Raw genomic sequence first — 16,699 nt, 5'->3', positions numbered from 1 at the left:
ATAATTTTTGTGGGGATCGTACAGGTACAGAGTGTTTGATTCTGAACACTAAAATTCATAACACTTGTTGAAAAAGAACGGCATAATATTGCAGGCTTGTATCTGGTCCAGGCCCTGACTCTCAAGTCATTTCGCATTTAATCATTGGAACATCGAATGAAACGCATTGGATGGTTGCTTTGCATCTTATATAGTTCGAGCGCATTTTCTGCAGGCGAAGTCGAAATCCCTTTACTGGCTGAAACAACGCATCTTCAGTCCGCGATAAGTCGCGTTCTTGAATTTGATGAGAATGGCAAAGCGACACTCGGCGAAGATCCATGCAACCGGATTGATTTATCCGATATGAAAGTGGCGACAGCCGATACCCAGCTATCGGTCGATATGGCAGTGGCGGCAACGACCGGCGTTCGTGTGTTTGGCACTTGCCGGGGGCTAACGCCCTGGCAGGGCCGTCTGGCATTGAAACTGACACCACAGGTCACGGCATCAGGACTGGCCATAGAGTTTGTGCCTGCTGCGATTGAATTGTCTCGTCCAGATAGTAGCCCCGGCATTTTAAGTAAACCTGTGCAATTGATTGCCGATGCATTGGTATTGCCGCGGATGAAAAGGGTGAAAATAGATCTTGCTGGCCCACTAAACGAACTTGATGGACTGATTGAACAATTGCTGGGGCCAAATAGCACGCAGGGGATTGAACAATCCTTGGTTCAGCGAACGCATATTGCTCGGCTGCAGACTGAAGAAGATGGGGTTAGAGCCTGGTTGGCTTTTCAGGTTCGCGCTTCTGAACCGAGCGTTGGAAAGCCCGAACCCGTGCTGGACGTTAACGAAGTGGCACAATGGCAAACGCTTGAAGATGAATTTGATGGTTTTTTAACCACCATTATTTCAACACTGGCCGAGTCAACTAATTCTCATGATTTACGAATGGAATTATTTGCCATCTTGCTCGATGCGAGATACGCCATTGCCGAGGCACTAACGGTTGATAATCCTGAGTCTGATCCCGTTCGAGAGCTATTCCTGACGACATGGGAACGTTTACGCCCATTGATGAACGAATTGGAAGGCCTGGAGACACCTGGTTTGGAAGTGGATTACCGGCTTGCTGCCTTTATTGCAGGTGGTGATGCGTTGCGAGCGCTTGATGCTCTCGGGCCTGAATATGGTTTAGAAATCACTCGTGATGGACTACGTAGACTTGCCCGTTTACTGTTGGCTGGAACAGCGCCTCCGACGTTTACGCCATTGCCTTTGGAAGTCGATGAAGACTTTCGTGACTTGTTTGGATTTGATACTGGAAAGAAGTCTGTATCCCCATCAACTGAGTTATCACAACGTATTATTGATAGTTTTGGCCTGTTAGGGGGATGGTTGTTACCTACTGCCTATGCGGCAACGATGTCTCCCGCCGAGGCACTAAAGGGCCTGGTACCACAACGCGATAATCTTAATGACTATCTTGAACTGGTTGCCAGCTTGCTTCAGGAGCAGTCCAGCGCATGGCTAACTCAGAATAAAAAGATGCCAGCTAGATTAGCTGACAGGCTGGATCCCCTGGTTCGGGCCACTGCTTGGAAAGAGTCCTGCTGGCGCCAGTTTGCCGGTTCGAGTAAAGATCCTCAGGTGTTACGATCAGCGGTGGGGGCCGTGGGCATGATGCAGATTAATGGTCGGGTGTGGCGTAAAGTCTACGATCTTGATCGCCTGGTTGATGAAGTTGACTACAATGTAAACGCAGGCATCGATATTCTGACGCATTATATGATTGATTATGCGATACGCCGTGGTGAGCACGAACAGCCCGGCGGCGATGATAATCTGATAAAAGCAAGCTATGCGGCATATAACGGCGGACCAGGACAGCTGGCGCGTTACCGTCGTGATGATACACCAGCAAGATTAAAATCCATCGATAATACATTCTGGAGCTACTACACCAGCTTCAATTCAGGTCAATTACCTGATGTTTCTACCTGCTATGTGGTTGGTAACTAACTCGCCATTAGCCTGCAAAAAAACGCGGACCAGCAAGCATTCCAAGCAAATATTTTAACTATCTCAATACAGAATGACGCGTGTTTTTATTGTTCATTTTTTGGTGGGCAATAATTAAAACACGACAGGAAGAATATCAAGCAAACAATAAGACTAACTTTGTTTGATTTAGATTGATTACCTCAGAAGTATTATGTTCGGATGAGTGCCAGAGCACCCATCCGAACTCGCTGTAGTGAACTAATTATCTGACGGGATTTTGTATCTTGATAACCAGTGGGCATAAGGGGCTGGTAAGACCCAGGCGGGTTGATCTTTACCTAGCTCTTTGGCTGCCTGATATGGCCAATTTGGATTTTCCAGATGGGCTCGCCCTATCATGGCTAAATCCAATTGCTCGTTTCGAACGGCTTGATCTGCCAGTTTCGGCGTGCCAAAGCCCCAAGCTGATGAAACAGGTATTTCGGCTTCATTCCTGACTCGTTGAGCAATCGGTGCCATAAATGCCGGACCCCACGGTATATTGGTGTCTGGAATAGTAAACCCAACACTGACACTTAACATATCGAGTCCGAGTTGACGCCATTCTTTGACTAATTGAATTGATTCACTGAGTGTGTCTTCATCTTTACCATCAAATTCAATCACACCAAAGCGAGCGGTTAACGGCAAGTTTTCAGGCCAGACCTCTCTCACGGCTGACAGTGTCTCACGAGAGAAGCGTGCTCGATTTTCATCGCTTCCTCCATATTCATCTGTACGTAAATTTGAATGTGAAGAAGTAAAACTTTGTGCCAGATAGCCATGGGCAAAATGCAGTTCGAGCCATTCAAATCCAGCTTCATAAGCACGACGTGCAGCTTGAACAAAATCATGCTGAACGCGCTTGATTTCATCAATGCTCATTTCTTTGGGGACACGAGGAAGCTCTGCACCAAATTCAATAGCCGATGGCGCAATTGTTTGCCAGGCACGTGAATCAGTTTCAGGGATATGATCATCACCTTCCCACGGCACATTAGCACTTGCTTTACGGCCGGCATGAGCAATTTGAATGCCTGGCGTGGCACCTGCTGATTTGATGAGTTCGGCTATCTTACGAAGTTGCTCTGCTTGCTCATCATTCCAAAGACCCAAACAGTGAGGCGTGATTCGACCTTCAGCTGACACAGCAGTGGCTTCTACAATGACCAGACCACTTCCACCTCGGGCTAGCGTTGCATAATGTGCTTTATGCCAGTCATTAACTAAGCCATCATCCGCCATGTACTGACACATTGGCGGGATCGCAATCCGATTTTTTAAGCTGATGTCTTTTAATTTAAACGATGAAAATAAGTCTGCCATGGTGATTTTCCTTTTTTTGGAAGCATGTAATTTCTGTTGTTCTAATATATTCGAACTATAGAATTAGATCAAGCAATATGCTAAATTTCTGCCATGAGAAAAATTAAACAACCCACCATAGAGCAGGTCGAATTGACCGATATTATGTATGCTCTTGCTGATCCAACACGGTTGGAAATTGTCACGCGTCTTGCGAACGCTGGAAGGCAGCTAACCTGTGGTGAACTTGATCTTAATCGACCTAAATCCAGTATGTCTCATCACTTTAAGATCTTACGTAGCGCTGGACTAGTTGAAACCGAGGTTAACGGTACTGAGCATATGAACTCGCTTCGTATGGAAGAGATTGAACAAAAGTTTCCAGGTGTGTTGAGTTCTATACTCAAAACACTGCAAGATAATTCGGACAAGGCGACAGCGTCAGAGAAATGACTGTCGGTTAATCTTTATTGTGTTGACACAAAAAAGCCCTACTGAAATCAGCAGGGCTTTTTTGTTTTCTATTTTAGCGAGATCAGCATTTAGCCATACTAATGCTTACCTTCAGCAAATTCCTCAATGGCTTTGCTACAAAAAGCATCTAAATCATCTGGTTTTCTGCTGGTCACTAAACCTTGATCGACCACAACCTCTTCATTTATCCAGTTGCCTCCGGCGTTTTGAATGTCGGTTTTTAGACTAGGCCACGAGGTAAGCCTTTTTCCTTTGAGGATGTCAGCTTCCACCAGTGTCCATGGTGCATGACAAATTGCGGCAACAGGCTTGTGTTGGGTAAAAAATGCACGGACAAAATCGACAGCATTTGAATCCGTGCGAAGCGCATCCGGATTGGCTACTCCGCCGGGGAGTACTAGACCATCGTAGTCACTAGCAGATACATCTGAGATGGCTTTGTCCACGGCAAATGCATCCGCTTTATCGAGGTGATTATAGCCTTGGACTTTTCCTTCTTCGAGCGCGATGAGTTCTGTGTCTGCACCAGCAAGCTTGATTTGCTCCCAAGGGGTGGTCAGCTCCACTTGTTCAAATCCATCGGTTACCAGAAACGCAATTTTTTTGCCTTGCAGGGTAGTTGTTGTGTTTTGCATTGGCTTGTCCTCCTTATTTAGCTGAGTGCTAAATTTCTTAAAAGTTCATTCGTTTAAACTCTTTTTTCAGATTAAATGCCATAGTGTTTTAAAATCGATGTAGGTATTTTCCCGTCTTAGTTCAGGGTGATCCATTAATCTCACTTAATGAATTTTCTTGGCGCATAATGCTTTAAGTCAACCGGATGACGCAGGCTGAATTCGGGAACGCTAACTATATAAGAGAGCTTTTCATCACCGTTTATTTATATTGATGTGTCCAATATATAAAGTGGTAATGGAGGAAAATCAAAAGCTCCGTTCAAAAGCGCTTTCCACTTATGCTCGATGCAGAGCCGAGCAAATAGCGTCTTATTCTGTTCTGCGATCACCTGGAGCAAATTTATGAACCTCACTCTCAAGAATAAACGCGTGCTTGTTACCGGCGGTAGCCGAGGGATTGGCGCGGCTATTGTCAAACGACTTGCAAACGAAGGCGCTGATGTCGTCTTTACGTACAGTAGTTCACCTGACAAGGCCATTGATGTTGTTAATGCAGTTCAATTGCTTGGACGAAAAGCGGTTGCTATTCAGGCTGACAGTGCTGATGCCAGTGCAGTGGTTTCTGCTGTTGAGCGAACGGTGAGTGAGTTAGGGGGGATTGATATTCTCGTGAACAGTGCAGGTGTTTTAGCGATGGGGCCTATTGATACGCTTGCACTGACAGATTTTGATAAGACCATTGCTGTGAATCTTAGAGCAGTGTTTGTGGCAACTCAGGCTGCAGTGAAGTATATGGGGGAGGGGGGACGTATTATTAATATCGGTAGTTGTAATGCAGAAAGAATGCCTTTTCAGGGAGGCAGTATTTATGCAATGAGCAAGTCTGCACTTCAGGGATTGGTTCAAGGGTTAGCGCGAGATCTTGGACCCCGTGGCATTACAATTAATAATGTCCAACCTGGTCCAATTGATACGGATATGAACCCTGATAAATCTGAGTTCGCAGATATGCTCAAACAGCAGTTCATTGCTATGCCTCGTTATGGCACAGTTGATGAAGTCGCTGCTATGGTCGCTTACCTTGCAGGACCAGAGGCCTCATATGTTACTGGAGCAAGTCTGACAATCGATGGTGGCTTTAATGCCTAACAATATAGTTAACCACGGTTTATAAACTGCTCATCGCCGAGGGGCTTCCTTCGGCGATGAACAATAAAACGCACGGATAATAGCTGTTTATTTGCTGACATTAAATTAAGTCGAATAAGGACTTTGATTTTGCTTACTCATCACCAATAACTTCACGAATACGTTGAGCGATATAGCCTACGTGTGTTTCCAGTGCGAAGTGACCAGTATCCAGTAACTCGACCACGGCATTGGGATTATCTCGCTTATAAGCCTCTGCACCAGGTGGGATAAAGAAAGGATCGTGTTTACCCCAGATAATCAGTGATGGAATTTGAGTGTCTCGGAAGAACTGCTGAAACTTGGGATAGATTTTCAGGTTATTTTGATAGTCAAGAAATAGGTCTAACTGAATCTCTTTATTGCCTTCACGTTCAAATAAAAATGTATCCAGATAATAGGCTTCTGGTGCTAACAACTCCTCATTTTCTACCCCATGAGCATATTGCCAGCGCGTACCTTCCAGATTAAGAATAGCATCATGAACTACCTGACGATTTTCAACATTAGGTTCAGCCCAATATGCTCGAACAGGTGCCCAGGCTTCACCGAGACCTTCCAGGTAAGCATTACCATTTTGTGAGATAAAGCCGGTTACACGTTCCGGATAAGCTAATGCCAAACGCAAGCCTGCCGGTGCACCATAGTCAAATACGTACATGGCGTATTTATCCAGCTTCAGCGTATCAACGAATTTCACCAATGTGTCGCCCAAACTATCAAAGTTATAAGTGTAGTGTCGAGTAGCAGGCACTTCAGTGAAGCCAAAGCCAGGTAAGTCAGGCGCAATAATATGAAACTTATCAGCTAATAAGGGAATGAGTTCACGGAACTGATGTGATGAGCTTGGAAAGCCATGAAGAAGCAATAAAATGGGTAATGTTTTATCTCCGGCTTCACGATAAAAAATACGTACGCCATCAGTCTCGACAAATTTGTAATGAATTGGGTGGTGTGTATTTTTAGTCATCATTTCTCCTTGTGTAACTAATAAAAAGTATTTTTACAGGTTACCTGTGTGGTGCAGTATGAATAGTAAAAAGTAACTAGTCAAGTGCTATTTAACTGGTTACAATATTGCTAAGGTACAAGAGGGTGTGAAATGACTGATTTAGCTGGAATAAAGAAAGAACCTATTGTGATTGCTGACCACCTAGCATTGGATATGTTGAATACGGTGGCTATTGTGGATAAACAGCAGGCTGATTTTTGGCAAACGGATGAAGATGTGGTTTATTGGCTAAAGACGGTAGCAGGCATTAAGCTGAGATCTTATCAATCGTTTAAGCAAGGCGAGATACTTGAGACCGCCAGAGAGTTAAGAGAAGTCATTCGTAAGCTGGTGGTAAAAAAGAAAGCAGATTCGCTAAACAGTATTAAACCCATAGAACCCTTTCTAGATGCATCGCTGAGCTGGATCAGTCTGCAAAAAAATGCAGAAGGGCAATGGCATCAACACCGTTGTTATAAGCAGGATACGGTCAAACAAGTTTTCGGTCCGATAACAGAAGCGGCCGCTGCATTATTAGCTGAGGTAGATTTTAATCTGGTCAGAGTCTGTGAGCATGACGAGTGCATTCTCTGGTTTCTGGATCGCACCAAAACACATAAAAGACGATGGTGCAGTATGGCTTTGTGTGGCAATAGACATAAAGTGGCTAAACACAGAAAGCAAAAAGCCCAATAAATTTTATCAGCTTGCCTGGCAGAATCCTCGTAACTCATACGGTTATATGAGACTTTTGTCAGTTATTGACTCCAATATTTCAAAATTTCACTTTTTTCAAAAATCATACTTTTGGCTGATAGTTTTTAATGCCACATTTCTTTATGCTCCATCCGCTAATGAGTTTGTTAATTAAATATTGCCAAACATCACGCGTATCAAAGCGGAAAGCCTCATGAGCAATGCCCACATAAGCTGGATTACACAAGTAAATGGGATATGAGAAATAAATAACTACGGTCTACTTTAGCCATATTTACTGAGCCTTTAGGTGATGACGTTAACCAGCTCTTGCCGACCCAGCATAAAAAATCAATCAGTCTAGTTTTGCCAAATAGAGAGGCATGCATCTGACACAAAGAAAGTTATTTTTACCTATTGCTAATTGATTAATAAAAATAATAAATAAACTGAGAGCCTGAAAAATGTTGAGTGAGCCTACCTGCACTTGAAGGCATCTTAATTACAAACAATGTTAAAAATAAATAAGAAATACGATGAAATCACCGAATCAAATATTCACAAAAGCACCTCGTTCAAAACTAAAACCCCTGGTTGCAGCTATGTTGCCGTTGATGGCTTTCGGCATCCATAATCCAGTTTTGGCTGCTGTGATTGACTATACCAATGGCGAAGAGAAAACCGATGCTATTGCCTTGACTGATAACTCAACCCAGCTTCAGGTCACGGCAGGCACAGCAACGCAATCTGGGAGCATCGGTGGTGATTTTGATCTCGAAAAAATTGGCGCTGGCACCCTCATATTCTCTGGAATGAATTCTTATAGGGGTGACACCAACATTTCTGCTGGAACATTACGCATAGCAAACATAGGGGCTATTCCTAATACAAGCGGCACCGTCAACGTTTCAGCAGGTGCGTTCTTCGATATCGCCACATCTGTTTCAATCGACGATTTTACCGGTGCTGGAACCACGTCCATTAATACCAGTCAGACCTTAACCATAGGAGTTAATGGCTCAGCTAGTTCGCAAAACATTGAATATTCCGGAGTGATTACCGGCGCGGGCAACTTGTATTCATATGCAAATCGAACCTTATCAGGTAATAACAGTTACACAGGGACAACCACTGTCGATAAGGGGACAGTCATCGTATCAGCAACCGGCGATATCAATGAAAGTTCGGCAATATCAATTACAGCCAACGGTACTCTTAATGTTGATGGTGGCGGCAATGCAGCAATCGGTGACACAGTTGCTATAACGAATGCGGGTAATTTCATACTGACAGGCAGTGATGAAACCATCGGTTCCATTACTGGCGCAGGTAATATCAACCTCAACAACAACACCTTGACCACAGGCAGTGATGGCACATCGACAACTGTTTCTGGAGTGATTTCAGGTCCCGACGGCCGTTTAACTAAAGAGGGCGCTGGTACATTCACTTTATCAGGCGCCAATACCTACACTGGCGCTACTACCATCAATGCTGGCACACTACAGGCAGCCAACGCCTCGGCGCTGGGTAAAAACAGCGCGGTAACAGTCAATGGTGGTTCACTTGATCTAACCACCGACCTAAGCATCGGCTCATTAGCTGGCGCAGGCAATGTCACGTTAAATGCAAACACACTCACTACGGGTAGCAACAATAGCTCAACAACCTATTCGGGCGTTTTATCCGGCAACGGAGCATTAATTAAACAAGGCACGGGCACAACAACCTTATCCGGCACCAACACCTATACCGGCGGCACCACCATTAACGACGGCGCTATCCGTATTGGCGCAGCAGATAATCTGGGGAGTGGCGCGCTGACCTTGGATGGCGGCACTTTACAAACCACGGCGAGCTTTACCAGCAGTCGCGGCACTACACTGGGTGCTAGTGGTGGTAGCTTTAATATCGATGCCGGCACCACGCTGAGTCAAAGTGGGCAGATCACTGGTAGTGGCAGGCTCAGCAAAACGGGTGAAGGCACGCTGACCCTCTCCGGCACCAACACCTATACCGGCGGCACCACCATTAACGACGGCACTATCCTTATTGGCGCAGCAGATAATCTGGGTAGTGGCGCGCTGACCTTGGACGGCGGCACTTTACAAACCACGGCGAGCTTTACCAGCAATCGCGGCACTACACTGGGGGCTAGTGGCGGTAGCTTTAATATCGAAACCAGCACCACGCTGACACAAAGCGGAAATATCAGCGGCAGCGGTAGGCTCAGCAAAACGGGTGAAGGCACGCTGACCCTCTCCGGCACCAACACCTATACCGGCGGCACCACCATTGACGACGGCACGTTACAGATTGGTAATGGCGGCACCTCAGGCACGCTGGGTACTGGGAATGTCACCAACAACAGCGCCCTGGTCTTTAATCGCTCCGATGACTCTAGCTATACCGGGGTCATTAGCGGTACGGGGACAGTCAGCAAAGACGGTGCAGGTACGCTAACTCTCTCTGGTAATAACACCTACAGCGGCACCACCACTATTTCAGACGGCACATTACAGGTTGGTAATGGCGGTACCTCAGGCACGCTGGGTAATGGGAATGTCACCAACAACAGCGCCCTGGTCTTTAACCGCTCCGATGACTCTAGCTATAACGGCGTGATTAGTGGTACGGGGACAGTCAGCAAAGACGGTGCGGGCACGCTGACCTTGTCTGGCACCAACACCTACAGCGGCGGAACCACCATTAATGACGGTACTATCAGCATCGGTGCATTGGCTAATCTGGGTAGTGGTGCGCTGACCTTGGATGGCGGCACTTTACAAACCACGTCGAGCTTTACCAGCAATCGCGGCACTACACTGGGTGCTAGTGGTGGTAGCTTTAATATCGATGCCGGCATCACGCTGACCCAAAGCGCGAATATCAGCGGCAGCGGCAGCCTCACCAAAACAGGTGAGGGCACGCTGGTTCTCAGCGGGTCAAACAACTCTTTCACAGGTGGCACCGTCGTTGCTGATGGCAGGCTGATAGCGCTAGATGGTGGCGCGATAGCGAAAGCAGGAAACATCACCAACAATGCCATCGTTGAATTTCAGATAGGCTTAAACGCCAGTGAATATCACTACGATCAGATAAGCGGAACAGGCAGCCTGATCAAATCCGGAGCCGGCAATGTTGTCCTAAATGGCAACAATACCTATACCGGCGGTACAACCATCTCAGAAGGCATTTTATCCATCGGCGGAACAGCCGGATCAATAACAGGCGATATCCTTAACAACGGTGAGCTAAGGTTGTTGCGCACGAACGACTACACCTTTGCCGGGGATATCAGTGGTACGGGTAGTGTCTCCAACTATCTTTCAGGCACGACAACCCTAACTGGAAATAACACCTATTCAGGCATTACCTATATTCGGGACGGCATCCTGCAAATCGGTGACGGTGGCACTTCGGGCACGCTAGGTACTGGAAATGTCACCAACAACAGCGCTCTGGTCTTTAACCGATCCGATGATTCAGGCTACGCAGGTGTGATCAGCGGTACCGGTTCTGTAACTAAAGAAGGCGTAGGCAACTTTAACCTCACCGGCACTAATACCTACACCGGCGCGACTACAGTCAACGCAGGTATCCTGTCAGTGAATGGCTCAATCAGTAATTCCACGACTACCGTGAATAGCGGCGGAACGTTAGGTGGTACAGGTACCGTGGGTGATGTCTTTATCAATGGCGGTACGTTTGCTCCCGGTAATTCCATCGGCACCATCAATGTGTCGGGCAATGTGGATTTTAGTGGTGGCGGTAACTACGATGTAGAAGTGGATGCAGCAGGGAATAGCGATAAAATCGTTGCGACAGGTAGCGCTACGTTAACCAGCGGTATTGTCAATGTGAAAGCGGCACCAGGCACCTATGCGTATGCCACAGACTATACTATTCTCACCGCCAGCGGCGGACTGGGGGGGACAACCTTTGATAGTGTGAATGCGGATCTGGCCTTTTTAACGCCGACCTTGAGTTATGATGCCAATAATGTGTTTCTTAAGTTGACTCGCAACGATGTCAGCTTCAATGATGTGGCCAGCACGCGTAACCAACAAGCTGTAGCACAGGCTGTGGATAGCAATATTAATGATCTGAGCAGTTTAGTCAGTCAGATCACGCCCTTATCCAGTTTAGCTGCAAGACAGGCTTTTGATAGTTTAAGCGGTGTTCAGCACAGCAATAACCAACTCATCAGTCGTTCTGTAAGTTCACAATTTAATAAGCTGTTGCTCAATCACGGCAGTCAAAGCGCGTCTGGTTCACTGGCTTTTAATGCCCAGTCGCCTAATGCAACAGGTTATAACTCAGGTTCAGCATCCCAACTGCTTGAAGCTCGTGGCTGGTGGACACAGGGCTTTGGCAGTTTTAATAAGATTGACGATACCAACAATGCTCGCGGTGCTGATTATCAAACCACTGGCTTGGCCTTGGGGTTCGATGTCGATTGGAATGATTTTGTGATGGGGGTTGCAGGCAGTTATGCCCGCACGGATGTGGATCCTTATTCAGGCAACAGCACCATTGATTCCTACCAAGCCGCTACCTATGGTAGCTGGCAACAGGATAAGCTTTACGTTAATGCTAGTGTCGGACTGGGGCTGCATCAAGTCGATGCTTCGCGTACGGTCATCATGGGGTCTTCGGTCAGTACGGCTAAAGCTGATTACGATAGTTTTGACATCAACAGCACGATTGAAACAGGCAAAGACTTTGCTCTCGGAGCAGACACTACATTGACACCGTTTGCTGGCGTTTCTTATCTCTACAACACGCGGGAAAGTTTTACTGAGAAGGGGGCTGGTAGTGCTAATCTGAAGGTGGATAAGGAAAACGACGAGAGTTTACAGACTTCGATTGGTTTGCGTGTCAGCCACAATATCCAAATGAAGAATAACCGTGTTCTTACCCCGGTCGCTAGTATCGCTTATGTGCATGAACATATGGATAGCGTTACTGAGGTTGATGCCCGTTTTAACGGCGTGCCTTCATCAAGCTTTGTAGTGGAAGGTCCGGACCTGGATAGGGATCGCTTACAACTTGGCTTGGGAATTAGTGGTGAATTAACTTCAAGCACACGTTTGGTTTTAGGTTATTACGGTGAGTTTGCTGAGTCTCATCAGAATAACGCCTTCTCAGCCACACTGGATATGGCCTTCTAACGTTATGTTGACTCAATCCTATCGGAACATCTCCTGATAATGACAGTCCAGAATAGTGAGTTGTTATAACCACAAAAGGAGATGGTATGAAACTTAAAACGGCTTTTCTGACGTCATTGTTACTGACATCAACGGCTTTTGCTGCAGATGATATTACGGTCGATATGACCAATCTCAATACCGGTGAAAGTGTCGGCACAGTCACTATTAGCAGTCATCCATACGGTACCTTATTTACGCCACACTTAAAAAATCTGCCTACGGGTATTCATGGGTTCCATGTGCATGAAATTGCTTCTTGTGATGCTAAGAAAAAAGACGGTGAGTTAGTTCCTGGTGGTGCTGCAGGTAGTCACTATGATCCATCGAATACTGGTAAGCATGCTGAACCATGGAGTTTTGAAGGTCATAAAGGCGATTTACCTGCCTTGTATGTTGATGAAAATGGCAATGCCACCTTACCGGTATTATCACCAAAACTTAAACTGAAAGAATTACATAATCGTTCATTGATGATTCATTTGAACGGGGATAACTATTCGGATAATCCCAAGCCGCTTGGCGGTGGTGGTGGCGCTCGGCTAGCCTGTGGTGTCATCCACTAAACAGTTTTTAGAGAACCCGCTATGCTGCGGGTTCTTTTTATTTGCTCATATAAGCTTTTAGTTTCAAATCTATATCGTTGCTGATTGGCCACTCTTTCGATACTCCATTGACTTCTAAACATAGCAATTTTTTACTATGCCGCTTAATATCAAGTAGTTATCTATTAGTGTCTGTAATTGATAGAAGTAGATAAGTAACACTTTAACGAGGTTCTCATGAGTCATCATCAAATCAATACTATCTTGAGATACATGAGAGCCAGTCTTTATAGTTTATTCATTCTGTTGTTTTTTCTGGGTAGTTACTTTCTCTATTTGATGGTGCAGTCATTCCATCACTTGAATGACAATGCGATTTCATCATCCCGAACTGTTTCCGACAGTGTTTTTTATAATGAGCGTGAAAGTTTAGGAAAAGTGGTTTATGACTACAGCTTCTGGAATGATGCGGCTGAGGCGCTTTCTGGTGTTGATGATACATCGTATTATGAAGATAACTTTGATAGTGATTATTTATTCAATACCTTTAATATTAACCAAGTCATCATCTATGAACGCGACGGGAATCTTAAAGACAGTATCGTAAATGGCGTAAGAGAGGAGGTTAGTAGCCCGGTTTATACTGAGCCTGCTTTTGCACGGATGTTTGATCAAGCCATACAAACCGATTACGAATCGCCTGAGCCTATCACGTCGTATATCAGTATTTCTGGTCAAATTCATGTTATCGCTGCATCCGCTATTGTGCCGGATAAACAGACTGACACATTGAATAAAGGTCAGCTTTATGGTGTCTTAATGATGACTCGCCAGCTAGATAAGTCTCTCCTGAATAAATGGGAAAGACAGTTTCATTTAAATGATCTCAGTATCCAAACCTCTAAAAGCCTATTGAAAAAAAGCTATATCGCTAAAGACATTACAGATATTGAGGGAAATGTTATAGCCCGTGCTATATGGAAGCCTCATCAGCCAGGAAAGAAGTATATAACCGAGATATTGCCGATTACCGGAATTATTATTTTGTGTGTGGTTATTATCCTGATTGTATTTTCTACGTTTATGAATAAATACATCAAACACACTATGTCAGCTGCCAGACAGCTTGAAAATCATCGTGATGAGTTACAGCAATTGGCTCATTATGATTCGGTGACAAAATTACCTAACCGGCTTTTAGGTATGGATCGTCTTGAACAGGCGATTCTCGCATCATCACGTTACGGTTCGTATACCGCACTATTGTTTATTGATCTTGATGGCTTTAAAGAGGTCAATGACAGTTTAGGTCATGATGTCGGTGATGAATTGTTATATGAAATCGGACTGCGTTTAGTGTCTTGTGTGAGAGAGGGGATTGATACTGTATCTCGTCTCGGTGGAGATGAATTCATCGTCACCCTGACACAGTTACAAAGTAAATCTGATGCTATCAGTGTCGCTGAGGATATTCTGATGATCATCAAGAAAGATATTGTTATCAATGATAAGAGCATTGTCATTTCAGCAAGTATTGGCATTGCCATTTCACAAGGCGATGACCTTGATGCAAAACAAATGCTTAAACAAGCTGATATTGCAATGTACAAGGCGAAATTGGCAGGGAAAAATCAGTTTATTTTAGATGATGATGAGTGGTTCTCTTAATCAATGCTACAGCGGCTCCTATGTGTTCAAAAACCACTGTAGGGCACTGAACCTTAAATCACTTTTACTCGGCTTGACGGCATATATCTATAAATCCTCATGAATAATAAGACAGCTGGCGGTAATGGCACTGCACTGACTTTGAAGTAAGTGCAATCAATTTAGAAGGGGCATCACCCACAGCAAACTCATCCTGTTGTGGTTCCACAACCAAATAAATATTGCCGATACAATCAATCGCCGCACTTTAATACTCACAAAAAATAAACGCTAAAAGGAGGACTGATGGTGAATATTGTTGTGCTTACCGGTGGGCCTGGAGCAGGAAAAACAACGGTATTGGAACAATTAAGAAAAAAGGGGTATTCATGTTCAAATGAGGTAGGACGGGAAGTGATTCAACAACAACTCAAACAAAAAGGAACGGCATTGCCCTGGAGAAACAAAACCGCTTTTCGTGATGCTATGCTCAAGCAAGAGCTGAGTCGTTATCGCCAATATAATCATCAGCAAGGCCCGGTTTTTTTTGATAGGGGCATGCTGGATTCGTTGGCTTACAGTCGGCTGGAAGGGCTCGAACTAGACGAAAAATGGTGTCATTTGTTTGATGAGCTGACGGTGCATAAAACCGTGTTTTTATTTCCACCTTGGCAAGAAATTTTTACGAATGATGCCGAACGTAAACAAGATTTTAAAGAAGCCATCCGCACATACGAGCATATGGTGAGCGTATATAGTGAGTATGGCTATACATTAATGGACGTACCTTGTGTGTCGGTTGATGAACGCACGCATTTTATTTTGAATACATTGGCTGAGTGAGGATTACTTATCTGCTGAAGCCTCGGCGGATATTGCTTGCATCTTCACACCGACGGCAGGTTCCCATTCTTCTAACAGCGTTAACATTCGGGCAATGTATTCCTCATTCTCATAGTTTGGCACACCCAGCTTATGGGCATCAGCCACGGCGAGCATCAGTTTTTTCTCATGATCATTAAACACATCGATCATTTTTTCTGCTTTATCCCGAACGATACCGAGTGCTTCAAAGGCTGAACGCCCCATACGTAAACTACTATCGTGTGTTTCCCGAATAATATCGCGGCAACCATGCGCGTAGAGATCATAAACATGATTATTATCGGTTGCACGACTGACAATATGCACATGAGGGTAGTTTTCAGAGACATATTTAACCAGTTTTGAAATTTTGTCGGTTTCATCAATGGCGACAATTAATAATTTAGCTTCATCAATACCGGCAGCGGTTAATAAGTCGGGGCGGGTGGCATCACCAAAATAGGTTTTTAGTCGAAATCGTTTCAGAATTTCCAGACGTTCTGAACTGTAGTCGATGACGGTGGTATCAAAGCCTGCAGCCCGTAGAAGTCGGTCGATCATTAAGCCCATCCGACCCGAACCCGCGATAATGATATTAGCCTCGCTGTTGATTTCATCGGCTTCTCTGGCCTGAGTTTTATTGTATTGCTTTGCAATGACTTTATCGTAAATGATAAACAGCAATGGTGTGAGTAACATGGATAACGCCACAACTAATAATAAAAGTTCAGAAATATCGGCGGGGATAACACCGTTGTGAACCGTGAACGAGAGCAAGACAAAACCAAATTCACCGGCTTGTGACAGACCGAGAGCAAACAGCCATTTATGTGCACCATGCAGTTTGAATATAAGCGCTAAAAGCATCATGACAATGGCTTTGACGGCGATCAACCCCAACGTTAATGAGACAATCAACAGGAAATTATCAGTGAGCAAATGGAAATTAATTCCAGCACCGACCGTCATAAAAAACAGCCCCAACAGCAAGCCTTTAAATGGCGCGATATTGCTTTCGAGTTCGTGTTTATAAGCAGAGTTTGCTAATACCACACCCGCTAAAAAGGTACCCAAAGCGGGTGATAAACCGACTAAAGACATCAACAAAGCAATGCCAATAACAAACATCAAGGC

At 45.0% G+C, this 16,699-nt stretch carries 12 protein-coding genes; 8 read left to right on the top strand and 4 right to left on the bottom strand.

The features are described 5' to 3' along the window. Positions 1 to 156 precede the first annotated feature (156 nt). On the top strand, positions 157 to 2,004 hold the full coding sequence (locus tag B2248_RS12690) for a lytic transglycosylase domain-containing protein (RefSeq protein WP_273180870.1): 1,848 nt from the start codon (positions 157 to 159) through the stop codon (positions 2,002 to 2,004). Between the two features lie 240 nt (positions 2,005 to 2,244). Here B2248_RS12690 and B2248_RS12685 read toward each other — a convergent pair whose 3' ends face one another. Beyond that, positions 2,245 to 3,351 carry an NADH:flavin oxidoreductase/NADH oxidase gene (locus tag B2248_RS12685; protein WP_273180868.1) on the bottom strand — a complete coding sequence of 369 codons (1,107 nt, stop codon included), beginning with the start codon at positions 3,349 to 3,351 and terminating at the stop codon, positions 2,245 to 2,247. Positions 3,352 to 3,444: 93 nt separating this feature from the next. Between B2248_RS12685 and B2248_RS12680 the strand changes: the two genes are divergently transcribed. Next, positions 3,445 to 3,783, top strand: coding sequence for an ArsR/SmtB family transcription factor (locus B2248_RS12680; protein ID WP_273180865.1), 339 nt, complete (start codon positions 3,445 to 3,447; stop codon positions 3,781 to 3,783). Positions 3,784 to 3,881: 98 nt separating this feature from the next. Here the strand turns inward: B2248_RS12680 and B2248_RS12675 are convergent, their stop codons facing one another. Continuing rightward, on the bottom strand, positions 3,882 to 4,439 hold the full coding sequence (locus B2248_RS12675) for a type 1 glutamine amidotransferase domain-containing protein (protein WP_273180864.1): 558 nt from the start codon (positions 4,437 to 4,439) through the stop codon (positions 3,882 to 3,884). 384 nt (positions 4,440 to 4,823) lie between these two features. On the opposite strand from B2248_RS12675, the gene B2248_RS12670 reads away from it, so the two are divergent. Next, on the top strand, positions 4,824 to 5,570 hold the full coding sequence (locus B2248_RS12670; RefSeq protein ID WP_273180862.1) for an SDR family oxidoreductase: 747 nt from the start codon (positions 4,824 to 4,826) through the stop codon (positions 5,568 to 5,570). A gap of 133 nt (positions 5,571 to 5,703) precedes the next feature. Here B2248_RS12670 and B2248_RS12665 read toward each other — a convergent pair whose 3' ends face one another. Further along, the gene (locus tag B2248_RS12665) at positions 5,704 to 6,579 is read right to left on the bottom strand and encodes an alpha/beta fold hydrolase (RefSeq protein WP_273180860.1); all 876 of its coding nucleotides are present in this window, start codon (positions 6,577 to 6,579) and stop codon (positions 5,704 to 5,706) included. Between the two features lie 132 nt (positions 6,580 to 6,711). On the opposite strand from B2248_RS12665, the gene B2248_RS12660 reads away from it, so the two are divergent. From B2248_RS12660 to B2248_RS12640, 5 genes are all read left to right on the top strand, one after another. Further along, a complete protein-coding gene (locus tag B2248_RS12660; protein WP_007144790.1) occupies positions 6,712 to 7,296 on the top strand; it encodes a CGNR zinc finger domain-containing protein in 585 nt (194 codons plus the stop codon). Positions 7,297 to 7,832: 536 nt separating this feature from the next. Further along, positions 7,833 to 12,470: an autotransporter-associated beta strand repeat-containing protein gene (locus B2248_RS12655; RefSeq protein WP_273180858.1), complete on the top strand. Its 4,638-nt coding sequence runs from the start codon at positions 7,833 to 7,835 to the stop codon at positions 12,468 to 12,470. 86 nt (positions 12,471 to 12,556) lie between these two features. Beyond that, complete coding sequence (gene sodC / locus B2248_RS12650) at positions 12,557 to 13,075, top strand: superoxide dismutase [Cu-Zn] SodC (RefSeq protein ID WP_273180856.1); 519 nt, start codon at positions 12,557 to 12,559, stop codon at positions 13,073 to 13,075. A 216-nt stretch (positions 13,076 to 13,291) separates the two neighbouring features. Then, positions 13,292 to 14,722 (top strand): sensor domain-containing diguanylate cyclase, encoded by a 1,431-nt coding sequence (locus B2248_RS12645; protein ID WP_273180853.1) that lies wholly within the window; start codon positions 13,292 to 13,294, stop codon positions 14,720 to 14,722. Positions 14,723 to 15,007: 285 nt separating this feature from the next. Next, the gene (locus B2248_RS12640) at positions 15,008 to 15,544 is read left to right on the top strand and encodes an AAA family ATPase (RefSeq protein ID WP_273180851.1); all 537 of its coding nucleotides are present in this window, start codon (positions 15,008 to 15,010) and stop codon (positions 15,542 to 15,544) included. A gap of 3 nt (positions 15,545 to 15,547) precedes the next feature. Here the strand turns inward: B2248_RS12640 and B2248_RS12635 are convergent. Continuing rightward, positions 15,548 to 16,699 (bottom strand): cation:proton antiporter (locus B2248_RS12635; protein ID WP_286723169.1); only part of this gene is annotated, 1,152 nt, incomplete at its 5' end.

The organism is Methylophaga sp. UBA2012, assembly GCF_002335235.1.
GTDB classification, from domain to species: Bacteria; Pseudomonadota; Gammaproteobacteria; order Nitrosococcales; family Methylophagaceae; genus Methylophaga; species Methylophaga thalassica.
Note: the sequence above shows the minus strand (reverse complement) of the source record. Positions and strands in the feature narration are given on the sequence as shown.